The following is a 23,926-nucleotide window of genomic DNA, read 5'->3' as shown; positions in this document are numbered from 1 at the left end:
GGCACAATGCGGCGTCCATGACCCACCGCCAGTCCGTCCCCGCACACCTCGCCAACCTCGACCTCAATCTGCTGGTGACACTTCGCGCGCTGCTGCGTGAGCGCAACGTCACGCGCGCCGCCCGCCACCTCGGTGTCACCCAGCCGGCCGTCAGCGCCACGCTGTCCCGGCTGCGCCGGCACTTCGGGGACGAGCTCCTCGTGCGGGTCCAGGGCGCCTACGTACTGTCGCCGCTCGCCGCGCAGTTGGCCGGGCAGACGGAGGCGGTGTGCGCGGCGGCCGAACGGCTCTTCGCGACGGGCCGGGCCTTCGATCCGGCCGCCACGGAGCGGGAGTTCACGCTGCTCATGGCCGACTATCCGGCGACCGTCCTCGGGCCCGAGCTGTCCCGCCTCTTCGACCGCGAGGCACCCCACGCGGCGCTGCACCTGCAACTCGTCAGGGAGACCCTCGGCAGCGGCGCCGGGGAGACGATCCGGCTCGTCGACGGCATGGTCTCACCGCCGCTGGGCCACTTCCGCACACCAGGAGTGGCGTCCGCACCCCTGTTCACCGACCGCTGGGTCTGCCTCGTCTCGGCGGCCAACCCGCTGTGCGCGACAACGTCGTTCGGCATCGAGGACCTCGCACGGCAGCCGTGGGTCGTGCCCTACCACCGCGACGACGGCTACCCGTCCGCCGCCCCGGCGACCCGGCAACTGAGCGCGCTCGGCATCCGGCCCCGGATCGCCGTACGGGTGGAGAGCTACCGGGCGGTGCCCGACTTCGTCGCCGGCACCCGGCGGGTGGCGCTCGTGCCCGAGCGGCTCGCCGCGCCCCTGACCTCCGCGCACGGACTGCGCACGCTCGACTGCCCGGTCCCGCTCGACCCGCTGGACGAGCACCTGTGGTGGGACGCGAGCCACGACGAGGATCCGGCGCACACCTGGCTGCGTGACCTGGTGACTCGGGCGGCGGCCGGGCTCGCACCATAACCGCCGTTGATGGTGGCCAGTCGAACGCTCTATTGACCTGGGCGTTCCCACGGGCGGCGGGGTCTCCCTACGGTGCGCAAGAGCCGTAAGAGCCGCACCCTTTCGCGGCATCCCCGTACCTGGAGACCTCCATGCCCCATGCCCTGACCGAGCTGAAGGTCCGCACCGTCACCAAGCCCGCGGGACCCGTACGCCATGAACTCGACGCCGACGTCTGCGTGGTCGGGGCGGGCGTCGCCGGTGTCTCGGCCGCCATCGAGAGCGCCAGGATCGGCCGTGACGTCGTCCTCGTCGATAGCCTGCCCGTGCTCGGAGGCCAGATGGTGAACTCGCTGATCGGCCTGTTCTGCGGGGTGTACGGCAACGGGCCGGACTACCGGCAGCTCACCCACGGCATCTTCGACGGGATCCTCGCCGACCTGGGCGCATCCGGCGATCTGCACCACAACCGCAGCCACACCATGACCGTCAGCTACGACGAGGTGGCCCTCGGCCGGTGGGTGGAGCGGCGCATCCGCGAACTCGGCGTCCGCGTCGTCCTCGGCGCCTCGCTCACGGACGTCGAGCGCGACGGCCGCCGCATCAACTCGGCGTCCTTCGCGACCCGTTACGGCCCCGTACGGGTCACCGCCCCCGGCTTCGTCGATGCCTCCGGTGACGCGGCACTCGCCTGGGAGGCCGGGCTGCCCTGCCGGGTGCCGGAGCGGACGATCTACGGATCGCAGCAGATCGTCCTGGAGCACTTGGACGAGGAGCACAAGCCGGGCCGCGAGGAACTCGCCGAGCGCGTCCACGGCCAGGCCGCCGAGTGGGGCCTGATCCGCCGCGACGGACTCGCGTTCTTCTTCCCCGGCCGGGGCACCGCCGTGCTCAACATGACCCACGTCCCGGCCCCGCTCGACCCGGTCGAGGCGTCGTCCGCCCAGCTCGACGGGCGCGAACAGGCCGACCGGGTGGTGGAGTTCCTGCGCGCGGAGTTCCCCAAGGCGTTCGGCGAGGCGAAGGTCCGCTCGTACGGCTTCCCGGGGCGGCGGCAGACCCGCTGGATCAAGGGCGTTCACCAACTGTCCCTGGAAGAGGTCCGGGCCGGGACCCGCTTCGACGACGCCGTCGCCCGCACCGCCTGGCCCGTCGAACTCCACGACCGTGCAGACGGCTACGTCTGGGAGACCTTCGGCCCCGACCACGTCCACTACGTGCCGCTGCGCGCCCTGCTCTCGCCCGACTGCGACAACCTCGCCGCCGCCGGACGCTGCGCCGACGGCGACGCCGCCGCGCTGTCCAGCGTCCGCGTCATGGGGCCCTGCGCCGCCATGGGGCAGGGCGCCGCGCACGCCCTGGACCTCGCAGGACCCGAGGGCAGCGTGCACGCGATCGACCTCGCGGAACTCCGCACCCGCCTTGCCGCCAACGTCGACGACTGAGGGAGCCCGCCCGTGACCGACCTCCGCAGCAACTACACCGTAGGAACCTCCCCATGGGCCGTCCGCAGAGCCCAGTGGCGCGCCCTCGGCCTCACCGACGAGGACATGGCCAAGCCGAAGATCGCCATCGTCAACTCCTCGTCCCAGCTGGCCACGTGCTACAGCCATCTCGACGACATCGCCGCGGCCGCCAAGGAGGCCATCGCTGATGCGGGCGGCATCGGCTTCGAGATCCGCACCGTCGCCCCCAGCGACTTCATCCACAGCGCGGGCGGCCGCGGCGGCTACATCCTCTCCGCCCGCGACCTCATCAGCCACGACATCGAAGCGGCCGTCGAGGGCGCCCAGCTCGACGGCATGCTCACCCTCGCCTCCTGCGACAAGACCGCCCCCGGCCAGCTGATGGCGGCTGCCAGGCTCGACCTGCCGACCGTCGTCGTCGGCTGCGGCTACCAGCCCTGCGGCACCTTCGCCGGACGCCACTGCGACATCGAGGACGTCTTCCTCGGCGCCGGACACCACGCCCAGGGCCGCATCACCCTCGACGAGCTGACCGGCATGAGCGAGAACGCCGTGGCCGGGCCGGGCGTCTGCGCCGGAATGGGCACCGCCAACTCCATGCACATCGCCTGCGAAGCCCTCGGCATGGCACTGCCCGGCTCCACGCCCGTGCTCGCCAACAGCCCCAAGATGTGGGACGACGTGCGGGCAGCGGGCCACCGGATCGTCGACCTCGTACGGCAGGACCTCCGGCCGCGCGCCCTGCTCACCCCGGAGGCCTTCGAGAACGCGGTCACCGCCATGCTCTCCGTCAGCGCCTCCATCAACTCCGTCAAACACCTTCAGGCGGTCGCCGAGGAGACGGGGAACGGCGTCGACGTGTACGCACTGTACGAGCGCCTCGCCGACCGCGTGCCGCTGCTCGCCGCCGTGCGGCCCAACGGCCCTGTTTCCATCGAGGAGTTCGAGGCGGCGGGCGGCGCGGCCGGGCTGCTGTGGCAGCTGCGGGACCTGCTGCACACCGGCGCCCGCACCGTCACCGGACGCACCCTCGGCAAGGACCTCGACGGCCGCAGCCCCGCCGACCCCGAGGTGATCCGCCCGCTCGACCGGCCGCACGGCCGCCGCCCCACGATCGTCCTGGTCCGTGGCTCGCTCGCGCCGGCCACCGGCATCGTCAAACTCGCCGTCGACGAGGAACGCCCACCGTCCTTCACCGGACCCGCCAAGGTGTACGACTCGCCGCAGGACGCGCTCGACGGGCTGAAGGCCGGCGACGTGCAACCGGGCCAGGTGCTCGTCCTGCGGGGCCTCGGGCCCACCGGCACCCCCGGCATGGGCATGGCCTCCCGGCCCGTCTTCGCGCTCGACGGTGCAGGGCTCACGGGCAAGGTCGCCGTCGTCACCGACGGGCAGCTCTCCGGCCTCGTCAACAAGGGCATCGTCGTCGGCGAAGTGTCCCCGGAAGCCGCGGCGGGCGGCCCGCTGGCCCTGGTCCGCGACGGCGACACGATCTCCGTCGACCTCACCACCCGCCGCGCCGACCTCCTCGTACCGGACGAGGAGTTGGCCACCCGAACCCCCCTCACCGCGTACGCGGACGGCGGGCGCGGCTGGCTGTCCGTCTACCGCCGCACGGTGCGGCCCCTGCAGCAGGGCGCGGTCACCACCGAGGAACTCAAGGAAGGAAGCACGCGCGCGTGAAGCTCAACGACACCGACAAGGCCCTGCTCGACGGCGCCGAAGGCCCCGCCGCCGCGGCCGCCATGGACCTCCTGGTCCGCTACGGACAGGCCCTGGACGCCGAGAAGTTGTGCGACGTGCGCAACGTCGCCGGCACCATGACCCAGCCCTCACCCGCCAAGACCCGCCTCGTCGAGGAGGGCGGCTGGAACAAGGCCTTCGCCGTGCTCAACCTCGACAGCGACGGAGACTTCGCCGTCCCCGACATGAAGGTGCCCACCTGCCAGCTCCAGCAGAGCTTCGGCCCCGACGCCCAGGGCATCGCGCCCTACCCGAAGGAGCTCGTCGAACTCCAGTCGGACGCCGAGGCCTTCTACAGCCGCAAGGGCGTCAGCATCCTCGCCACCTGCACGCCGTACCAGGTCGGCAACATCCCCGTACGCGGCGAACACGTGGCCTGGATGGAGTCCTCCGCGGTCGTCTACGCCAACTCCGTGCTCGGCGCCCGCACCAACTGCGAGGGCACCGCCTCCACCGGCGCCGCATCGCTCACCGGACGCATCCCCTGCTGGGGCAACCACCGCCCCGAGAACCGGCACGGCACCCACCACATCGACGCCCGCACCCCGATCGCCGGACCACTTGACTGGGGCATGCTCGGCTACTTCGCGGGTGGCCTCGTCCAGGAGGAACGGCCCGTCGTCACCGGCGAGTTGGCCCACCCCGACCTGCTCGACCTCAAGCACTTCGGAGCGGCCGCCGCGTCCTCCGGTGGCGTCGAGATCTACCACATCCCCGGTATCACCCCCGAAGCCCCGGACCTCCGGACCGCCTTCGGGGGGAGGGCCGCCCCCGAGGCCGTGCCGTACGGGGAGCGTGAGCGCCGCGCCGTCTACGAGGACCTCAACTCCCAGGGCGACAGTACCGACGTGGACTTCGTCCTCCTCGGCTGCCCGCACGCCTCACTCGACCAAGTGCGCGACACCGCCAGGCTGTTGGAGGGGCGACGGCTCAACTCCGGGACCCAGCTGTGGCTGATGGTGCCGCGCGCCCTGCGCACCGTCGCCGACCGCAACGGCTGGACGGCGACCATCGAGCGAGCGGGCGCCCGCGTCCTGACCGACTCCTGCCCCGCCATGTCCCGTTCGGCGCCTCCCGGCACCCGCGTCTTCGCCACCGACTCGGCGAAGCAGGCCCACTACCTGCCCGCGATCCTCGGCATCGAGGCCTGGTTCGGCACGCTCGCCGACTGCGTCGACGCCGCCGTCACCGGCACCTGGAAGGGAGAGCTGCGATGAGCGGCCCGAGCATCGTCCTGCACGGCAGGACCGTCGTCCCCGGCGTCGTGGAGGGCGAGGCCCTGGTGTCGCCCGAGACGATCTCCGGCTGGGGCGGCATCGACCCGGCTCGCGGCGTCGTGATCGAACGCCGGCACGCCCTGTACGGAGTGTCGTTCGCCGGGAAGATCCTCGTGTTCCCCGGCGCCAAGGGATCCTCGGGCTGGTCGGGCTTCTTCCAGGCCACCCGTCTCGCCGGCACCGCCCCCCTCGGCATGATCTTCGTGACGACGACCAGCAAGGCCGCGCTCGGCGCGGTCGTCACGCGCGTCCCCACCGTGACCGATCTGGACCGGGATCCCCTCGTCGCCATCCGCACCGGCGACCGCGTCCGCATCGACGCCGAGCACGGCACCGTCACGGTGTACCCCGCCGCACCACCTTCCCCCGAGGAGTCCGGATGAGCGACCAGTCGAGAACCTCACCACCCGTCGTGGAACTTGCCCCGGTCATCGAGCGCCAGCACGCGAGCCGCCGCTGGATCCTGATGTACGCCGTCTGCTTCGTGATCACATTCCTCGACGGATTCGACTTCCAGATCCTGTCGTTCGCCGCCACCTACATCCGCGAGGACTTCGACCTCACCGGGACCCAACTGGGCACCCTGGGCACGGTCGGGCTGTTCGGCACGATGATCGGCGCGCTGATCATGGGCTACCTGGCGGACCGCCTCGGTCGGCGCCCCACCATCACGGTGTCCGTCGCGGGCTTCGGCATCTTCATGATCGCCTTCGCCTTCGCGGACACGTACGGGCACCTGTTCCTGCTGCGCTTCGTCTCCGGGCTGTTCCTCGGCGGCGTACTTCCGCTGACCTGGGCCCTGGCGGCCGAGTTCGCGCCGAAGCGGTTCCGGGTGACGTCCGTCGCGATCATCATGGTCGGCTACACGCTCGGCGGGGCGGCCGGCGGACCGGTCTCCAACTGGCTGATCCCCGAGCACGGTTGGCGCACGGTGTTCGTCGTCGGCGGTGTCTGCTCCCTGCTCACGCTCGCCGGAGTGCTGACGCTGGTGCCCGAGTCGGTGCGGTTCCTGGCGCTGAAGTCCCGCCCCGGCAGCGACGAGCGCATCGCGCGCATCCTCGTCCGCTTCCAGCCGGGCCTGTCCTTCGAGCCGGGTACGCGCTTCACCGCCGAGACCCCGGGGAAGGCGTTCGCGGGGAAGCGGTTCACGCCCGCGCAGCTCTTCCGCGGTCACCTCGCCGCCATCACCCCGCTGCTGTGGCTGGTCTACCTGCTGTCGTCCGCGCTGATCTACTTCCTGGTCTTCTGGACGCCGATGATCAACGAGCAGATGGGCTTCAGCGTCAGCGCCGCCGCCACCATCGCCGCCCTGGCGAGCGTCGCGGGCGCCGTCGGTCAGCTGTTCATCAGCCGGTTCGTCGACAAGAAGGGCGCGGGCACGATCCTGTGGATGCCGCTCGCCGCCGTCGTCTGCATGGTGGTGCTCGGCAGCGGCGCGCTCGCCCCTGCGGTGTACGTCGGGTTCGTCATCGGCGCCAAGATGTTCGTCAACGGCGGGCACGGCGGCATCACCAGCATCGCGGGCACCTTCTACCCGACCGAGATCCGCGCCAACGGCGCCGGCTGGGCGTCCTCGGTCGCCAAGGCCGGTGCCATGCTCGGCCCCTGGCTCGGCGGCGTCATCCTCGATGCCGGCCTCGGGGCGGGCGGCGCGTTCAGCATCTTCGCGATCTGCCCCGCCGTGATGGTCGTGGTGCTGTTCCTGCTCGGCCGGGTGCAGCGCAGGATGCCGGCCGACGCGGAGGGCGCGCTGAACGGGGCGGTGGACGCGACGCCAGCTCCGGCCACCCCGGAGTCTCGTCACGTGCGGTCCCGCGTGCTTTAATAAATGCACGAGCATTTATTAATGGAGGATGGCGGAGATGGCACGTCCCCGGGGCGTCGAGGACGCGGCGATTCTGCGGGCGACGGTCGAGGTCATGGGCCGTGAGGGGCCCGCCGGTCTCACGTTGGCGGCCGTGGCGCGCGAGGTCGGTGTCGTACCGGGAACGTTGGTGCAGCGCTTCGGGTCCAAGCGCGGCCTGCTCCTGGCGCTCGCCGACCGGTCAGAGAGGGGCGCGGGCGAGCGGGCCGAGCGGGTGCGGACCTCGCGCACATCGGCGCTCGGGGCGCTGTCGGCGCTGACGGCGGAGTCGGCGGCCGTGCTGGCCACACCGGAGCGTTTCGCCAACCATCTGGCGTTCCTGTGCATGGACCTCGGCGATCCCCAGCTGTACGACCGTGCGCTGGCCGTTCACCGCACGCAGCGGGGGCTGATCGAGGAACTGCTGACGGAGGCGGCAGACACGGGCGAACTCCGGGCCTCGACCGACACCGCCGCACTCGCCCGCACGATCCAGGCGATCACCGCGGGCGCGGGCCTGACCTGGGCGCTCGAGCGCGAAGGCAGCCTTGAAGCACGGCTGCGGCAGGAACTCGACGTCGTTCTGTCCCCGCACCTTCCACCCGGCGCAGCCTCGACCGATCCGGAGGAGTCATGACCACCGACACACGCTCACTGACCGGAAGGGTGGCCCTGGTCGCCGGCGCCACGCGCGGCGGCGGACGGGGCGTCGCCGTCCAACTCGGCGCCGCGGGCGCGACGGTGTACGTCACCGGCCGCAGCAGCAAGGAGGGGCGCTCCGACCTGGACCGCCCGGAGACCATCGAGCAGACCGCCGAGCAGGTCGACGCCGCGGGCGGCCACGGCATCCCCGTCCGCACCGACCACAGCCGCCCCGAAGAGGTCCGGGCCCTCGTCGACAGGATCGCCGCCGAACAGGACGGGCGGCTCGACATCCTGGTCAACTCCGTGTGGGGCGGCGACTCGTTGACCGACTGGGAACACCCCCTGTGGGAGCAGGACCTGGACACCGGCCTGCGACTGCTGCGGCGGGCCGTGGACACTCACATCATCACCAGCCGGTACGCGCTTCCCCTCATGGTCGCCCGCAAGAGCGGCCTCGTCGTGGAGGTCACCGACGGCAACACCGCCCGCTACCGGGGCACGCTCTTCTACGACCTGGCGAAGTCCGCGGTCATCCGCCTCGCCGTCGCCCAGGCCGAGGAGCTCCGGCCCCATGGCATCGCGGCCGTCGCCATCACGCCGGGATTCCTGCGCTCGGAGGCCATGCTGGAGGGCTTCGGAGTCACCGAGGCGAACTGGCGGGACGGCGTTGCCAAGGACCCGCACTTCGCCCACTCCGAGACCCCGGCCTACCTCGGCCGGGCAGTCGCCGCACTGGCCGCCGACCCCGGCGTCATGGCCAAGTCCGGTCGGGCGCTGGCCACATGGGGCCTCTACCAGGAGTACGGGTTCACCGACGCCGACGGGACGCAACCGGACTGGGCGGCACACTGGGCCGAGAGCATCGAGGCGGAGCACGGGCTCCTCGGGGACCCGCTGTAACTCGGACCCACAATGAAGGGGCGGGCCGGTCGACCGGCCCGCCCCCTCGCGCTCCTACTCGCTCACTCCGCCCGCTTGAACTGCAACGACTCCCCGACGGCGCCCGTCCGCCACAGGTCCTGACAGGCCTCGGCGAGCCGGTCGAGGCCGTCGACGACCGTGCCCCAGACGATGCCGGGGACCCAGCCCTGGTCGCCGTTGATGAGGAGGTTGTTGCGCTCGTAGAAGAGGGCGAGGTCGACGACGATGTCGCGCTCGGCGTGCGCGGCCTGGTTGCCCTGCTGCTCGGCGGCGGCCTCGTAGCCGTAGGAAGCCGTGCTCATCTGCGTGTTGGAGAAAGTGAAGTAGCACAGGTCGCCGGGGATCGGCGTGATCGTCGGGTTCTCCAGCGGGGGCTCCTGCGGGGCGAAGGCCGGTACGAGCGTGTAGATCTCGTTGCGCGCGTACTTCGCGTGGTAGACGTCGCTGCCCAGCGGCAGGGCGTTCCAGATCGCTTCGCAGGTGATCGGGGCGCGGTCGTCGAGCAGCTTGGCGGTGGCGGTGACGCCGCGCTTGGGCAGGGAGACCTCGATGAAACGGTCCATGGGTGCAGTCGCTCCGGTCTGGTCGGTGATCAACGTACGTGGACGGTAGGTCGGTTGGCGCCCGCCTGTCAGCCGAGCGGCATCGCCAGGTAGCGCGTCTCCAGGAACTCGTCGATGCCGACCCGGCCGCCCTCACGGCCGAGGCCCGAGGCCTTGACACCGCCGAAGGGGGCCGCGGGGTTGGAGACGACGCCCTTGTTGAGGCCGACCATGCCGGTCTCCAGGCGCTCGGAGAGCCGGAAGGCGCGCTCAAGGTTCTCTGTGAACAGGTAGGAGACCAGTCCGTACTCGGTGTCGTTGGCCGCGGCGACGACCTCGTCCTCGTCCGTGAAGGTGAGGATCGGGGCCACCGGGCCGAAGATCTCCTGGCTCATCAGGGCGGACTCGGGGGAGACGCCGGTGAGGACGGTCGGGGTGTAGAAGTAGCCCTCGCCCTCCGCGCGGTCACCGCCGGTGAGGACCTTCGCGCCGCGCTCGACGGCGTCGGCGACCAGCTCCTCGACCTTGCCGCGGCCGTCCTCGTCGATCAACGGGCCGACCGTGACGCCGTCCTCGGTGCCGCGCCCGACCGCGAGCGCGGCCATCCGGGCGGAGAGCTTCTCGGCGAACTCGGCGGCGACGGACTCGTGCACGTACAGGCGGTTCGCGGCCGTGCACGCCTCGCCGATGTTGCGCATCTTGGCGGCCATCGCGCCCTCGACGGCCTTGTCGAGGTCGGCGTCCTCGCACACGATGAACGGTGCGTTGCCGCCCAGCTCCAGCGAGACGCGCAGGACGTGCTCGGCGCTCTGCTCGATGAGCAGGCGGCCCACCGCCGTGGAGCCGGTGAAGGACAGCTTGCGGATGGTCCCGCCGCGCATGAGCGGCTCGACGACCTCGGCGGGGCGGGACGTGGTCAGCACGTTCAGGACGCCCGCGGGCACGCCCGCCTCGGTCATGATCTCGGCGAGCTTCAGCATCGTCAGCGGCGTCTGCTCGGCGGGCTTGATGATCATCGTGCAGCCCGCCGCGATCGCCGGACCGATCTTGCGGGTGCCCATGGCGAGGGGAAAGTTCCACGGCGTGATCAACAGGACCGGGCCGACCGGGCGCTTCATCACGACGAAGCGGTCCTTGCCGTCGGGGGAGGCCTGGTAGCCGCCCTCGATCCGGACGGCCTCCTCGGCGAACCAGCGGAAGAACTCGGCGGCGTACGCCACCTCGCCGCGCGCCTCGGAGAGGGGCTTGCCCATTTCGAGTGTCATCAGCAGGGCCAGCTCGTCCTGGCGCTGCATGAGGAGTTCGTAGCCGCGGCGCAGGATCTCGCTGCGCTCGCGCGGCGCGGTGGCCGCCCAGGACTCCTGCGCGGCGGCCGCGGCCTCGGCGGCGGCGCGCGCGTCCTCGGCGCCCGCGTCGGCGACGGTGCGCAGCTCACGGGCGACCGAGGGGTCCTCGACGCCGAAGGTCGCGCCGGAGGCCGCCGGGCGCCAGCTGCCGCCGATGAACAGTCCGTCGGGCACGGACGCGACGACGGTCCGCTCGCGGTCTGTCTGCTGTTCGGTCACTGCACTCACTTCGACTCCCGTGGTTTTGGAACTCCCGGCCAGGCTCACTCGTGGACAGCCGCGGAATTGCATGCTTGCATGAGTGTAGGTTGTTGACAATCCTACGACGCAGTCCGATGTTGATCTCCGTAGAAGATCCGTGAAGTACCACGGTCACCGAGCGAGGAGCCGTCCATGAGTGCCTTGTCCCCCGTCCTCAAGCAGGCCACCCCCGTCCTGGCCGAACGCGGCGAGGGCGTCCATCTCTACGACGAGACCGGCCGCGCCCACCTGGACTTCACCGCCGGCATCGGCGTCACGTCCACCGGGCACTGCCACCCCAAGGTGGTCGCCGCGGCCCAGGAGCAGGTCGGCAAGCTCATCCACGGCCAGTACACGACGGTGATGCACAAGCCGCTGCAAACCCTCAGCGCGCGCCTCGGCGAGGTGCTGCCGAACGGCCTCGACTCGCTCTTCTTCGTCAACTCTGGTTCGGAGGCCGTCGAGGCCGCGATGCGCCTCGCCAAGCAGGCCACCGGTCGGCCGAACATCGTCGCCTTCCAGGGTGGCTTCCACGGCCGTACGCTCGCCGCCGCGTCGATGACCACGTCGGCCACCAAGTTCCGCTCCGGATACGGCCCGCTGATGTCGGGCGTCGCGCTCGCCCCGTTCCCCAACTGCTTCTACTACGGCTGGGACGAGGAGACCGCGACCAAGTTCGCGCTGCGCGAGCTGGACCAGCTGCTCGCCACCGTCACCACGCCCGCCGACACCGCCGCGTTCATCGTGGAGCCGGTCCTCGGCGAGGGCGGCTACGTTCCCGCGAACACGGCCTTCCTGCGGGGCTTGCGCGAGCGCGCCGACCGGCACGGCATCCTGCTGATCATCGACGAGGTGCAGACCGGGTTCGGGCGCACGGGCAAGTTCTGGGGCCACGACCACTTCGACGGCAAGCCCGACATCATCGTCACCGCCAAGGGCCTGGCCAGCGGCTTCCCGCTGTCCGCGATCGCCGCGTCCAAGGAGCTGATGTCGCGGGCATGGCCCGGCTCGCAGGGCGGCACGTACGGCGGCAACGCGGTGTCGTGTGCCGCCGCCATCGCCACGCTCGACGTCATCCAGGAGGAGAAGCTCGTCGAGAACGCCGCCGAGCGTGGCGAGCAGCTCTTCGCCGGCCTGCGCGAAGTCGCCGAGAGCTACCCGGTCGGCGGCCAGGGCGGCATCGGTGACGTCCGCGGCCTCGGCCTGATGGCGGGCATCGAGTTCGTCACCGCCGACGGCGAGCCGGACGGCGCCACCGCCGCCCGCGTGCACGCCGCCGCGTCCGAGCGCGGTCTGCTGCTGCTCACCTGCGGGACGCAGGGTCAGGTCGTCCGGATGATCCCGCCGCTCGTCGTGAACGGCGAGCAGATCGACGAGGGCCTGCGGCTGTGGCGCGAGTCCGTCGCGGCGGTCCTCGGCTGACGCCTCCGGCAGATTGCGGTGCGGTGTGAGCGCCGCCCCGCCACCGCATCGCGCCCCGGCCGGCCCCTGCCGCGTCGGGGCGCGGGCGCGTTCGGGCGGGCCGGCCGTCGTCGTCGCCGCGCCCGGGGGACTGTGCGTCACGAGCCGGGCGCCACACACCGGTTCGTGATGCACCGCCCTCGGACCTGGCCGCCGCCACCCCGTGATCCCGCAATTCCGCCACCCCGCCGCAGCGATCTTGAGACCCTCACCTCCAGCAGCAGCACTCCGCCCGCCCGAAGGAGCCACCATGTCCGCCCCCGTCGCCACGACCGGATCCGCCGCGCCCCGCCCGGACGCGCCCGACCCGGCGACGCTGCAGAAGCTGGAGCGCGCGCTGCGGGACGCCGTGCCGCACGGCGAGGTCGCGTTCGGGAAGCGGCGGCGCGCCGAGTACGCGCAGGACGCCTCCGTGTACCGGCAGGTGCCCGCGGCCGTCGTGCTGCCCGCCGACACGGACGAGTTGGCGGCGGCGCTCGCCGCGTGCCACGGACTCGACGTCGCCGTCACCCTGCGCGGCGCGGGCACCTCCATCGCCGGACAGGCCGTCGGCGACGGCGTCGTCATCGACACCTCCCGCAGCCTCAACCGGATCGTCGAGATCGACGCCGAGGCACACACCGCCCGCGTCGAACCCGGCGTCGTACTCGACCGCCTCCAGGACGCCTGCAAACCGCACGGCCTGCGCTTCGGCCCCGACCCCTCCACGCACGCCCGCTGCACCATCGGCGGCATGATCGGCAACAACGCGTGCGGTACCCACTCGGTGGCCTGGGGCCGCACCGCCGACAACATCGTCGAACTGGAGGTCCTCACCTACGACGGCGAGCGCATCCGGCTGCGCTCCCTCGACGCCGACGAGCTCCAGCACGTCATAGACGAGGGAGGGCGCACCGGCGAGATCCACGCCCGCCTGCGCGACCTGCGCGACCGCCATCTGGCCATGCTCCGCACCGAGTTCGGCCGATTCCGCCGCCAGGTCTCCGGCTACAGCCTCGAACACCTGCTGCCGGAGAGGGGCTTCGACCTCGCGGCGGCGATGGTGGGCACCGAAGGCACGTGCGCAGTCATCGTCTCGGCCGCCGTCAAGCTCGTCGACCTCCCCGCCCGCCGCACCCTCGTGGCGCTCGGCTTCTCCGACCTCCCCGCCGCGGGCGACGCCGCACGGCACGTCCTGCGCCACGAACCCATCGCCTGCGAGGGACTCGGGGGCGACCAGGTCGCGGCGCTGCGCCGCAACGTCCCCGACGCCCGCCCCGAGGAGATGCTCCCCGAGGGAGCCGGCTGGCTGCTGTGCGAGTTCGGCCACGCGGACGCGACCCCCGACCCGGAGGCCGAACGGGCCCGTGCCGAGGCCCTGTTGAAGGACACCGGCGCCGTCGACGTACGCCTCGTGCAGAGCCCCGCCGAACAGGCCGCCCTGTGGCGCATCCGCGAGGACAGCTCGGGCCTCGCCACCCGCGCCCCCGACGGCTCCGAGGCGTGGCCCGGCTGGGAGGACTCCGCGGTCCCCGTCGAGCACCTCGGCGACTACCTGCGCGACCTGGCGGCGCTCCTGGAGAGCCACGGCCTCCAGGGCACCCCGTACGGCCACTTCGGCGAAGGCTGCGTGCACATCCGCATCGACTTCGACCACGAGACGGCCGAAGGGGTGCGGATCTTCCGTACGTTCATGAAGGACGCGGCCGAACTGGTCGCCCGGCACGGAGGAACCCTCTCCGGCGAGCACGGCGACGGGCAGGCCCGCGCCGAATTCCTGCCGCTCGTCTACAGCGAGCAGGCGATGGAGGCGTTCGGCGAGTTCAAGGCCGTCTGGGACCCGCAGAACCGGCTGAACCCCGGCATCCTCGTCCACCCGCGTCCCGCCGACGAACGCCTGCGCATCACGCCGGGCCACCGCCCCACGCTCTCCCTGACGACGACGCTCGCCCTCGAGGAGGACGGCGGCGACCTGTCCAAGGCGCTGCGCCGCTGCGTCGGCATCGCCAAGTGCCGCACCCAGTCCGGCGGTGTGATGTGCCCCAGCTACCGCGCCACCGGAGACGAGAAGGACTCCACGCGCGGGCGCGCACGCGTGCTCTACGAAATGGTGCAGGGCGACGTCATCACCGACGGCTGGCAGTCCGAGGAGGCCGCCGAGGCCCTCGACCTGTGCCTGTCCTGCAAGGGCTGCAAGAGCGACTGCCCCGTAGGCGTCGACATGGCCTCCTACAAGGCGGAGTTCCTGCACCACCACTACAAGGGAAAGCGCCGCCCGGCCTCCCACTACGCGCTCGGCTGGCTGCCGGTGTGGTCCCACCTGGCGGGCCTGGCGCCGCGTCTCGTCAACACGGTGACACGCAACAAGAAGGCGGCCGCACTTCTTAAGAAGGCGGGCGGTATCGCGCCGGAGCGCCCGGTCCCGCCGTTCGCCGCGCGCCGCTTCCGTACGAGCTTCAAGAAGCGCCGCAACGCGCCGGCCCCCGGCAGCCGGGGCAAGGTCCTCCTCTGGCCCGACACCTTCACCGAGTTCATGTCCCCCGAGGTGGGCCGCGCGGCCGTCGTCGTCCTGGAACACGCGGGCTTCGAGGTGGTCCTGCCGCCCGACCGTCTGTGCTGCGGCCTGACCTGGCACACCACGGGCCAACTCGACATGGCCAAGAGGGTGTTGGACCGCACCCTCAAGGCCGTCGACCCCTACCTCCAGGAAGGCATGCCGCTGGTCGGCCTGGAGCCCAGCTGCACCTCCCTGTTCCGCACGGACGCCACGGAGCTGTTCCCCGGCGACCCGCGCGCGAAGCGCCTCGCCGAGCAGACCGTGACCCTCGCCGAACTCCTCGACCAGCGCGCCCCCGACGTCGACTTCGGCCACCTCGACGACGTCACCGCCCTGACCCAGACCCACTGCCACCAGCACGCCACGCTCGGTAGCAAGGCGGACGACCGGGTGCTCGCCCGCGTCGGCGTGGACAGCGGCCGCCTCGACTCCGGTTGCTGCGGCCTGGCCGGCAACTTCGGCTTCGAGGACGGCCATTACGACGTGTCGGTCGCGGTCGGCGAACAGGCCCTCCTCCCGGCCCTGCGCGAGGCGGCCGACGACACGGTGGTCCTCGCGGACGGCTACAGCTGCCGCACCCAGATCACCCAGCTCTCCGACCGCCGCCCACGCCACCTCGCGGAACTGCTCAGGGACGCGCTGAGGACGCGCCGCGAGAAGCGGCTGAAGTCCTGAGCGGCGGCGGAGGACGGGGCGCCGACCGCGTAGTCGAGCGCGCCGCCCGCGACATCGATACCGACGGTGAGGAGGGTGCCCCACTGTTCGTGCGGGGGCTTCGCGGCGTCCGGCCGCATGCACACGACGGCGACCCGGGTGACCGATTCGCCTCCGCGACCCGCCGTATACCGATGAGTTCTGCCACGCCCGCCGGTCCAAGAGTGTTAGTTGGTGCGTAGCCGACCGATACCGAGTGAAGAACCAGGGAGATCCGACATGCGTACGCTGATCAGTACGGCCTTCGTGTCCCTCGACGGAGTCATGGAGGCGCCGGGCGGCGAGCCCGGGTACCGCAACTCCGGGTGGACGTTCAAGGGCGTCGACTTCGTGCCCGAGGCGTTCGAGATCAAAGGCCGGGAGCAGACCGAGGCCACGGCGATGCTGTTCGGCCGGGTCAGCTACGAGGCGTTCAGCCCGGTGTGGCCGGGCATGGAGGAGTTCGCCGCGTACAAGCCGATGCCCAAGTACGTCGTGTCCAGCACGCTCAAGTCCGGCGACCTGGTGGCCGGTTGGGGTGAGACGACGATCCTGCGCTCGCTCGACGAGGTCGCCGCGCTGAAGGAGACCGAGGGCGGCCCGATCATCATGCACGGCAGCGCCACCCTCAACCAGAACCTGTCGGACGCGGGCCTCATCGACCGCTACCACCTGCTGGTGTTCCCGCTGCTGCTCGGCGCGGGCAAGCGACTGTTCAGCGCCACCGACAAGGACACACAACACCTCAAGCTCGTCGAGCACGAGGCGTACGCGAACGGGCTGCAGAAGAACGTCTTCGACGTCGTGCACTGAGGCCCCTGTCGGCGCGCCGCGTCACCCGTCGAAGTCGGTGGAGCGGGCGAGCTTCTCCCAGGTGCTCAACTCGGCCCGGGTACCGTCGAGCTGTGCGGTGATCGCGTCGACCGCGTCATTGCCGAGCGGCAGGCGCAGCGGAGGCTTCTCGGCGTCCACGGCGGTCAGGATCGCGGCCGCGGCCCTCGCCGGATCGCCCGGCTCCTGGCCGCTGCCGCCCGGCAGCGCGGACAGGACGGGCCCCACGGTGTCCTGGTACGCGTCCAGCGTCGATACGGGGGTCAGATCGGCGGAGCCGGCGAAGCCCGTCCGGAACGCACCGGGCTCGACGATCAGTACCCGGATGCCGAGCGGCGCGACCTCGGCGGCCAGTGCCTCGGAGAGCCCTTCCAGGGCGAACTTGGTGGCGCAGTAGGCGCCGACCCCGGCGAACGCGAACCGGCCGCCCATGCTGGTGAGTTGGACGATCGTGCCCGAGCCGCGGCGGCGCATGTGCGGCAGTACGGCCCGGGTGAGCGCGGCCGGTCCGAAGAAGTGCAGATCCATCAGGTCCCGCAGCTCCGTGTCCGTGGCCTCCTCGACCGCCCCGACCATGCCGCGCCCGGCGTTGTTGACCAGCACGTCGATCCGGCCGTGCCGGGCGGCCACCCCGTCGACCGCGGCCTGCACGTCGTCGATCGCGGTGACATCCAGCGCCAGCGCCTCGACCTGGTCCGGGTGCGCGGCGACCAGATCGTCCAGCGGCGCGGTACGCCGCGCGGCGGCCACCACGACATCGCCCGCGGCCACCGCCGCCTCGGTGATGGCCCGGCCGAACCCGCTGCTCGCTCCCGTGACCAGCCAAACTCTGTTCATGGTGTGCTCCTCGATCCGGGGGAGCCGCCGCTGTCGGGGCCCCGCTGTGAACCACCTTGCGGTGCAAGCCAGTTGCCCGTCCAAGATCTGCTGTGATAGCCGATGGTTATGGACGTTCACGGGCGGGACCTCAGGTACTTCACCGCGGTGGCCGAGGAGCTGCACTTCACGCGTGCGGCCGAGCGGCTATACGTTTCGCAGCCCGCGTTGAGCAAGCAGATCCGGATGCTGGAGAAGCAGGTGGGGGCCGCGCTGTTCGAGCGCGACCGGCGTGCGGTCCGGCTGACCGAGGTCGGTGCCGCGCTGCTGCCGCACGCCCGGCGGATGGTTGCCGAGTGGGAGGCGGCCCGCGAGACGGTCGCCAAGGTGCTGGCCGAGCGGGCGACGGCCCTCGTGGTGGGGATGAGCACGAGCCCGGGGCGCGGTGGCATGCTGCCGGCGATCCGCTCCCGGTTCACCGCCGAGCATCCCGGCACCAGGCTGAGGGTCCGGCAGGTGACCTGGGACGACTCGACCGCGGGGCTCGCCGACGGCACGAGCGACGTCGCGTTCGTCTGGCTGCCGCTCCCCGAGCAGGAGCGCTACCGGTGGGTGCCGGTCGCCGAGGAACCCCGCCTGGTCGCCATGGCCGAGACGCACCCGCTGGCCGACCGCGGGAGCATCGACTTCACCGACCTCCTCGACGAGCCGTTCCTCGCCCTGCCCGACAGCGCCGGGCCGCTGCGGGACTACTGGCTCGCCACCGAATCCCGCGGCGGGAAACCCGCGGTCATCGGTGCGGAGGTGGCCAGCACCGAGGAGACGTACGAGGCGCTCGCCGCGGAACTGGGCGTCGTGCTGCTCGCGGCGGGCAACGCGCCGCTGGTCTCCCTCGGTGGCGTCGTCACCCGCCCCGTCCACGGCGTCTCGCCCAGCCGCTTCGTCCTGGCCCGGCGCGCCGACGACCGGCGCCCGCTGGTGCACGCGTACGCGCGCGCGGCCGAGTCCCTCAGCGCAGGAATCCGTACTCCGTCCACTTCTCCACCACGCTCCGCCGCACGTCCTCGGGGTACGAATTCCGGAACGACGCGGTGATCCCCGGTGTGGTGCCGGCCAGTTGGGAGGGGAGCAGGCAGCTGATGACGGCCTTGCCGCCGCGGCCCGTTCGCACCTCCTCGGCGGTGAGGTAGGGCACCATGGGGATGCCCGAGGCCTGCGGGTACACGTACTCGCCGGTGCCGGGGTGGTAGCGCGTCGCCATCGCCCACACCAGTTGGTCGATGTCGGTGACGTCGATGTCGTCGGCGACCAGGATCACCTTCGGGACCAGCCACCCGGTGTGCGAGCCGAACAGCACCTCGGCGACGGCGTCGGCCAGTTGGCGCTCGCTCATCCGCGCATCGGCCAGCCGCCCGATGTCGACCGAGACGGCGATCCAGCAGGTCGCGGCCTCGTACGAGCACCAGGCCATGGAGACGGGCAGCCCGCTCGACCGCAGCAGGTCCAGGCTGGTCGCCGAGATCATCGTGCCCCAGATGGTGTGGTTCTCCTCCGGCGGCAGACCCGCCACGCACACCGGCAGGATGGGATCGTCGCGGTGGGTAATGGTCTCCACGTGGAAGACGGGCTGTTGCTTGCTCTCGGCGAACGAGTACCCGTGGTACTCGCCCATCGGTCCCTCGGGGGCGGTCTCGTCCGGACTGATCCAACCCTCAAGGACGATCTCGGAGTTGGCGGGCACGTGCAGGTCGTGAAGTTCGGTCTTGACGACGTCGACGGGGCTGCCGGCGAGTGCGCCCACGTACCCGTCCTCGTTCACCTCTGCGGGCAGCGGCATGCCGGCGGCCGCCAGCGCGGCGGGCGGGGCGCCGAGGACCATCGCCCAGGGGGTGGGCTCGCCCCGCTCCCGCCACATCTGGTGGATCATGCCGAGGTGCTGCTGCGGCATGGCGGGACCGACGAGTGTGCGCGGCCCGTGCAGCATCGTGCGGCTGACGGACCAGCTCGTCCACTCGCCGTCGGGTGTGCGCACCACATGGAAGCCGTACGTCCCGAAGTACCGCCCGCCGTCCTCGGCGTGCAGCAACGGCACGGGGAAGCGGGTGAGGTCGATGTCCTCGCCCGTCAGGACGTTCTCCTTGCAGGGGCCGCCGTCGACGACGCGCGGCTCGAGGGGATCGGTGTGCATCGCGGAGATGAGGCGTTCGAGCAACTCGCGCGGCGTGGTCTCGCGGGGGAGCCCGAAGTGCGCGGCGAGCCGCCCGTACGCGCCGTCCGCACGGCCGGTCAGTCCTGCCGGCGCGCCGAGGACGCGATGCCCGGGATCACCCTCGGTGAGGTTGCTGAACAAGGGGGCGGGGCCGCGCGTCTCGTACACGCGTCGCGTGATGGCGCCGACTTCAAGAGTGGGGCTGACCGGTTGACGGATGTCGACCGCGTCGCCCACCTCGATCAACTCCGCCACGAAATCCCGGAAGTTGAGCGCGCTGCCGCGTTGCGTCATGACAGACCCCTTCCTGCGGCGAGCACCGGCACGGTCGCTCTCCGCAGACATTACACACAGTTATTACGTACACGTCCTACCCGCCTCACGGTAAAGTACGTGTACGTCCTGATCAAGCGAGGGGTCCCGTCCGATGTCCCGTCCGTCGTCCCGCAAGAGCGAGCACGCCGAGGCCCTCCAGGCAGCACTCGACGGGCTGGGGCCGCTCGCCCGCCAGCTGAACCAGCTGCACACGCGCCTCTGGTACGAGCAGGTCCACCAGGATCTGACCGGCCCGCAGTTCACCGTCCTGAGCCTGCTCGACCTGCACGGCGACCTGGACCAGGGCACGCTCGGCACCCTCGCCCACCTCGACAAGTCGACCGCCGCCCCGCTCCTGGAGCGACTGCGCCGACGTGGCCTGCTGGACCTCGAGAAGGACGAACGCGATCGCCGCCGCAAGATCGCCCGCATCACGGAGAGCGGCCGTCACCTGGTGGCGCGCCTGGCGCCCGGCGTCACGGACGTGAGCGACCAGGTGCTGGACGTGCTCACGGCGGAGGAACGGGAGGAGTTCCTGCGGATGCTGCGGCAGGTGACGACACGTCAACAGCAGCCGTGAACCGGCACGGCGTCACTTCGACGCCGAGGAGTTCGCCGGGTTCTCCCGCTGGTCGTGCACGATCGACGACGGGATGGCCCGGTCGTTCTTGAGCGCGTTCCAGACCTGGCCCGCGTCCGGGTCCTTGGGGGCGACGCGGTTGGGGTCGCTGGGGGCGGTCTCGGTCGGCAGGGTCACCTGGGTGACGTCGCCCGCCCCGATGCCGGTGAGGCTCTTGCCGAGGCCCAGAAGAGAGCTCACGGAGTCCAGGCCGGTGTCCGTGGTCAGGGACTTCGTCAGGTCGGACGCGAGGTCGTAGGCCTGCTTGGGGTGGGTGACCAGGTCGCGGCTCGTCACCTGGTCGATGACGGCGGTGGCCATCTGCTGTTCCAGGGTGATGCGGTCCAGGTCCGAGCCGTCCCCGACACCGTGCCGGGTGCGGACGAAGGCGAGGGCCTCGTCGCCGTCGAGGTGGTGGGTGCCGGCCGGCTCGTCGAAGCCGCTGTCGGGGTCGTCGATGTCCTCGCTCGTGGTGATGGTGACACCGCCGATGTCGTCGATGAAGTCCACGAAGCCGGAGAAGTCGAGCTCCACGTAGTGGTTCAGGTCGAGACCCGACATCTGCTCCACGGTCTTCACCGTGCACTCCGGGCCGCCCTCGCTGTACGCCGAGTTGAACATGGCGTCCTGCTGCGCGGGAACCGTGTCGCCGTCGCCGTCGGTGCACGCGGGGATGTCGACGAGGGTGTCCCGAGGGATCCATACGGTCTCGGCCTTGGTGTGGTCCTCGTTGATGTGCACGACGGCCGTGGTGTCCGAGCGCGAGGTGCCGCCGGTGTCGCCGCCCGCGAGGTCGCCGTTGTCGCCGGAGCGGGAGTCCGAGCCCATCACGAGGATGTTCAGCTCGCCGGAGTCGTCGGCGTCGGTCAGCACCTTGGACAGGTCGATGCCGGACACGTTGTGGTCGAGGCGCCAGTATGCGCAGCCGGCCGTGCCGAGACAGGCGACCAGGAGCAGCGCGACGATCCAGACGGCCCGGCGGACGACGCGCTGCTTACGGGTGCGTTCGTCCTTGCGGCGCCGGGTGTCGGGGGCCGGCCCGTCCGGGTTCCGCTGGGGCAGGCGGAACCGTCGTCCTTCACGCGTGGCCATCGGTGGGAAACCTTTCGGAGGGCGGCGTTCTGCCGGACGCGACGGCGCCGGGCGGCCTCGGGAAGGCGGGCGCGCGCTGCGGTGCACGTGGACACTCCACTCCCGACCCTCATACCGTCGCCCACGCGGCCGGGCGGCGAACAGGGGCGAAGGGCCCGAACCCGCCGGGGCTTGTGGACCTGACGCGGCGCGGTGAGAGGATCGGGCCATGGCGACGACGACCGTGACCGGGGACTTCGACCTGACCATGGACGAGCTGCGCGCGGTCGCGCGGTACGCCGCGCAGAGCGCCCAGCAGGTCCTCCCCGTGTTCGAGACCGCGGTGCCGGACGACCCGCGGCCCCGCGCGGCCGTCGACGCCGCGTGGGAGTTCGTGGGCGGCGCGAAGCGGAGCCGGTTGCAGCGGGGTACCGCGCTCGACGCGCACCGGGCCGCCGCGGAGGCGGACACCGAAGCCGTACGGCTCGCCGCCCGCGCCGCGGGTGACGCCGCCTCCGCCGCGTATCTGCACCCGATCGCGAAGGCCACCCAGGTCGGCCACATCCTGCGTGCTGCCGCCTGCGCGGCCCGCGTGGCGGAACTGGCCGTCGGCGGCGATCCGGAGGCGGGGGAGCGGTCCGTCGAGCAGGCCCGGCGGCGCGCCACCCCCGTCGTGGTCGACGTGTTGGGCCGGTACCCCGCGGCGCCTCGGGGGAAGGGACGCGTGGCGCATCTGATGAGCGCGCTCGACGCGTCGTTGCGGGACCCGCGCCCGTAGCGGGCGTCCCGGACCTCAGCCGTCGCCGAACCGCGGATCCGTCTCCACGAGCCGGGCGAGGTTCTCCAGCGCCATCCGCGTGCCCGTCTCGTTCTGGTCGGCGGGCACGGCGTCGGGGATCGCCTCGTGCAGCATCCGCACCTCGGTGCCGCCGTCCGCGTCGGTGAGCGTGGTGGTCATCGTCATCGTGTCGCGCAGCGCGGGATCGGCGGACTCGAAGGCGAGCACCTCGACCACCTGCTCGTCCGGCACGAGCCTGGCGAAGTGTCCGTGGTACGTGTCGGTGTGCGACGCCGACTTACCGCTCTCGGTCGGCGCGTCGTAGGTGAGCGAGACGCGGAACCTGCCGCCCTCCCGGGCGTCGAACTCGTGCACATGACTGGTCATACCGGCAGGCACCCGCCAGTGCGCGATCGCGTCCGCGTCGATGAGCGCCCGATAGACGGCGGCACGTGGGGCGTTCACATGCCGGGAGAGCTCGGTCGAGTACATCGGCCGAGCGTAACGGTGGCGCCGTCGGCGAGCCCGCGGGGACGCTTCGGCCGGTCCCGAAGTGTTACGCGCCTAGCGTCGGTGGCATGAACCGAACCGTGCATGAGATCTCCCGCTACGAGGACGCGCGCGCGGCGCTGGCCAACCCGGACCTGGTGCCGGAGTTGCCCGCGGCCCCCGAGGGGAAGGAGGGCGCGTCCATGGCCTGGTTGCGCGCCTCGGTGCCCCGGTTCAGCTCCGGCCCGGCGCATGCGCGGCGCCGGGCGCTGGTGGAGGCCGAGCTGGCCCGCCTCGACGTGGCGCGGCTGCGGAACGCGGCCACCCGGTGGCCCGAGGCCGATGACGTGGCCCCGCACGTGGTGTGCACCCTTGCCGAGGCCCTCGGATACCGCGAACCCGGCGCGGTGGCGGAGGCGGTCGGGATCGTGGCGCGCGTCTACTTCGGTGGCGAGGACCCGGAGGCCGACGCGGCGGTGACGCGCCTGGTGGAACTGCTCTCCCCGCCGGGGCAGCGGCAGGGCGCGGACCTGGGGTGGGCGGATCCCGGCGGTCTGGGGCGGGCGGATCCCAGCGGTCTGGGGCGGCTGGACCCCGGCGGTCTGGGGCGGCTGGACCTCGGCGGTCTGGGGTGGGCGGACCTCGGCGGTCTGGGGCGGGCGGATCCCAGCGGTCTGGGGCGGCTGGACCCCGGCGGTCTGGGGCGGCCGCACCCGCGCGGCGCCGCCGGGCAGTCGTACCCGGACGGCCTCAAGCAGGCGCCGTCCGACGGCCTCCGGCAATCGGACGGCGCCGAGCTCGCGGCGGCCCGCATCTGCCTCCTGGTACAGGCCCGTGATGCGACCGCAACCCTTGTGCGGCATGCCGGGACGGAGTCCGTCGATACCGGCGCCGTCGGCACTGCGCCTGTCGGCACCGCGGCCGCCGGCACCCGCGCCGTCGGCACTGCGCCCGTCGGCACTGCGCCTGTCGGCACCCGTGCGGCCGACACCGCGCCCGTCGGCACTGCGCCTGTCGGCACCCGTGCGGCCGACACCGCGCCCGTCGGCACTGCGCCTGTCGGCACCCGTGCGGCCGACACCGCGCCCGTCGACACCGCGCCCACCGGCACCCGTGCGGCCGACACCGCGCC

At 71.9% G+C, this 23,926-nt stretch carries 20 protein-coding genes and 1 pseudogene; 15 read left to right on the top strand and 6 right to left on the bottom strand.

Translation table 11 applies throughout. The features are described 5' to 3' along the window. Positions 1 to 17: 17 nt before the first annotated feature. The 8 genes from ACIRHA_RS14380 to ACIRHA_RS14345 all read left to right on the top strand — a co-directional run bounded on the left by ACIRHA_RS14380 (position 18) and on the right by ACIRHA_RS14345 (position 8,827). Positions 18 to 974 (top strand): LysR family transcriptional regulator, encoded by a 957-nt coding sequence (locus tag ACIRHA_RS14380; RefSeq protein ID WP_403844579.1) that lies wholly within the window; start codon positions 18 to 20, stop codon positions 972 to 974. A 131-nt stretch (positions 975 to 1,105) separates the two neighbouring features. Then, complete coding sequence (locus ACIRHA_RS14375) at positions 1,106 to 2,398, top strand: FAD-dependent oxidoreductase (protein WP_403844576.1); 1,293 nt, start codon at positions 1,106 to 1,108, stop codon at positions 2,396 to 2,398. A 12-nt stretch (positions 2,399 to 2,410) separates the two neighbouring features. Then, complete coding sequence (locus tag ACIRHA_RS14370) at positions 2,411 to 4,102, top strand: dihydroxy-acid dehydratase (RefSeq protein WP_403844573.1); 1,692 nt, start codon at positions 2,411 to 2,413, stop codon at positions 4,100 to 4,102. Continuing rightward, entirely contained in the window at positions 4,099 to 5,379 is a 1,281-nt protein-coding gene (locus tag ACIRHA_RS14365) for an aconitase X (RefSeq protein WP_403844570.1), read from the top strand. Before ACIRHA_RS14370 ends, ACIRHA_RS14365 begins: the two co-directional genes overlap by 4 nt. Further along, entirely contained in the window at positions 5,376 to 5,822 is a 447-nt protein-coding gene (locus ACIRHA_RS14360; RefSeq protein ID WP_403844567.1) for an aconitase X swivel domain-containing protein, read from the top strand. The genes ACIRHA_RS14365 and ACIRHA_RS14360 overlap by 4 nt, the downstream gene beginning before the upstream one ends. Beyond that, positions 5,819 to 7,264, top strand: coding sequence for an MFS transporter (locus ACIRHA_RS14355; RefSeq protein ID WP_403844564.1), 1,446 nt, complete (start codon positions 5,819 to 5,821; stop codon positions 7,262 to 7,264). The genes ACIRHA_RS14360 and ACIRHA_RS14355 overlap by 4 nt, the downstream gene beginning before the upstream one ends. Positions 7,265 to 7,301: 37 nt before the next feature. Further along, positions 7,302 to 7,919: a TetR/AcrR family transcriptional regulator gene (locus ACIRHA_RS14350; protein ID WP_403844561.1), complete on the top strand. Its 618-nt coding sequence runs from the start codon at positions 7,302 to 7,304 to the stop codon at positions 7,917 to 7,919. Continuing rightward, a complete protein-coding gene (locus ACIRHA_RS14345) occupies positions 7,916 to 8,827 on the top strand; it encodes an SDR family oxidoreductase (RefSeq protein WP_403844558.1) in 912 nt (303 codons plus the stop codon). Before ACIRHA_RS14350 ends, ACIRHA_RS14345 begins: the two co-directional genes overlap by 4 nt. Positions 8,828 to 8,889: 62 nt before the next feature. Here the strand turns inward: ACIRHA_RS14345 and ACIRHA_RS14340 are convergent, their stop codons facing one another. Next, positions 8,890 to 9,411 (bottom strand): DUF3830 family protein, encoded by a 522-nt coding sequence (locus ACIRHA_RS14340; RefSeq protein ID WP_403844556.1) that lies wholly within the window; start codon positions 9,409 to 9,411, stop codon positions 8,890 to 8,892. Between the two features lie 68 nt (positions 9,412 to 9,479). Further along, positions 9,480 to 10,964 (bottom strand): NAD-dependent succinate-semialdehyde dehydrogenase, encoded by a 1,485-nt coding sequence (locus tag ACIRHA_RS14335; protein ID WP_403844553.1) that lies wholly within the window; start codon positions 10,962 to 10,964, stop codon positions 9,480 to 9,482. A gap of 165 nt (positions 10,965 to 11,129) precedes the next feature. Between ACIRHA_RS14335 and ACIRHA_RS14330 the strand changes: the two genes are divergently transcribed. From ACIRHA_RS14330 to ACIRHA_RS14320, 3 genes are all read left to right on the top strand, one after another. Further along, positions 11,130 to 12,398, top strand: a complete 1,269-nt coding sequence (locus ACIRHA_RS14330) for an aspartate aminotransferase family protein (RefSeq protein WP_403844550.1) — start codon at positions 11,130 to 11,132, stop codon at positions 12,396 to 12,398. A gap of 289 nt (positions 12,399 to 12,687) precedes the next feature. After that, on the top strand, positions 12,688 to 15,648 hold the full coding sequence (locus ACIRHA_RS14325) for an FAD-binding and (Fe-S)-binding domain-containing protein (RefSeq protein ID WP_403844547.1): 2,961 nt from the start codon (positions 12,688 to 12,690) through the stop codon (positions 15,646 to 15,648). Positions 15,649 to 15,906: 258 nt separating this feature from the next. Next, positions 15,907 to 16,479, top strand: a complete 573-nt coding sequence (locus ACIRHA_RS14320) for a dihydrofolate reductase family protein (RefSeq protein WP_403844545.1) — start codon at positions 15,907 to 15,909, stop codon at positions 16,477 to 16,479. A gap of 21 nt (positions 16,480 to 16,500) precedes the next feature. Here ACIRHA_RS14320 and ACIRHA_RS14315 read toward each other — a convergent pair whose 3' ends face one another. Then, the gene (locus ACIRHA_RS14315; protein WP_403844542.1) at positions 16,501 to 17,334 is read right to left on the bottom strand and encodes an oxidoreductase; all 834 of its coding nucleotides are present in this window, start codon (positions 17,332 to 17,334) and stop codon (positions 16,501 to 16,503) included. Between the two features lie 102 nt (positions 17,335 to 17,436). Here ACIRHA_RS14315 and ACIRHA_RS14310 point away from each other — a divergent pair, with 102 nt between their 5' ends. After that, positions 17,437 to 18,408, top strand: coding sequence for a LysR family transcriptional regulator (locus ACIRHA_RS14310; protein WP_403844539.1), 972 nt, complete (start codon positions 17,437 to 17,439; stop codon positions 18,406 to 18,408). Here the strand turns inward: ACIRHA_RS14310 and ACIRHA_RS14305 are convergent. After that, positions 18,323 to 19,816, bottom strand: coding sequence for a UbiD family decarboxylase (locus ACIRHA_RS14305; protein ID WP_403844537.1), 1,494 nt, complete (start codon positions 19,814 to 19,816; stop codon positions 18,323 to 18,325). The genes ACIRHA_RS14310 and ACIRHA_RS14305 overlap by 86 nt on opposite strands. Positions 19,817 to 19,949: 133 nt before the next feature. Between ACIRHA_RS14305 and ACIRHA_RS14300 the strand changes: the two genes are divergently transcribed. Continuing rightward, a complete protein-coding gene (locus tag ACIRHA_RS14300) occupies positions 19,950 to 20,417 on the top strand; it encodes a MarR family winged helix-turn-helix transcriptional regulator (RefSeq protein WP_403844535.1) in 468 nt (155 codons plus the stop codon). A 12-nt stretch (positions 20,418 to 20,429) separates the two neighbouring features. On the opposite strand, the gene ACIRHA_RS14295 is transcribed toward ACIRHA_RS14300, so the two are convergent. Continuing rightward, entirely contained in the window at positions 20,430 to 21,548 is a 1,119-nt protein-coding gene (locus tag ACIRHA_RS14295) for an LCP family protein (RefSeq protein ID WP_403844533.1), read from the bottom strand. Positions 21,549 to 21,756: 208 nt separating this feature from the next. Here ACIRHA_RS14295 and ACIRHA_RS14290 point away from each other — a divergent pair, with 208 nt between their 5' ends. Then, on the top strand, positions 21,757 to 22,305 hold the full coding sequence (locus ACIRHA_RS14290) for a putative immunity protein (protein WP_403844531.1): 549 nt from the start codon (positions 21,757 to 21,759) through the stop codon (positions 22,303 to 22,305). A 15-nt stretch (positions 22,306 to 22,320) separates the two neighbouring features. Here the strand turns inward: ACIRHA_RS14290 and ACIRHA_RS14285 are convergent, their stop codons facing one another. Next, the gene (locus ACIRHA_RS14285; RefSeq protein WP_403844529.1) at positions 22,321 to 22,797 is read right to left on the bottom strand and encodes an SRPBCC domain-containing protein; all 477 of its coding nucleotides are present in this window, start codon (positions 22,795 to 22,797) and stop codon (positions 22,321 to 22,323) included. Between the two features lie 86 nt (positions 22,798 to 22,883). Here ACIRHA_RS14285 and ACIRHA_RS14280 point away from each other — a divergent pair. Continuing rightward, positions 22,884 to 23,926: pseudogene (locus ACIRHA_RS14280) on the top strand (hypothetical protein); the annotation flags it as partial.

It is taken from the genome of Streptomyces sp. NPDC102360 (assembly GCF_044766085.1).
In the GTDB taxonomy this organism is placed as follows: Bacteria; Actinomycetota; Actinomycetes; order Streptomycetales; family Streptomycetaceae; genus Streptomyces.
The sequence above is the reverse complement of the archived record's forward strand: the minus strand, read 5'-3'. Positions and strand labels throughout refer to the sequence as shown.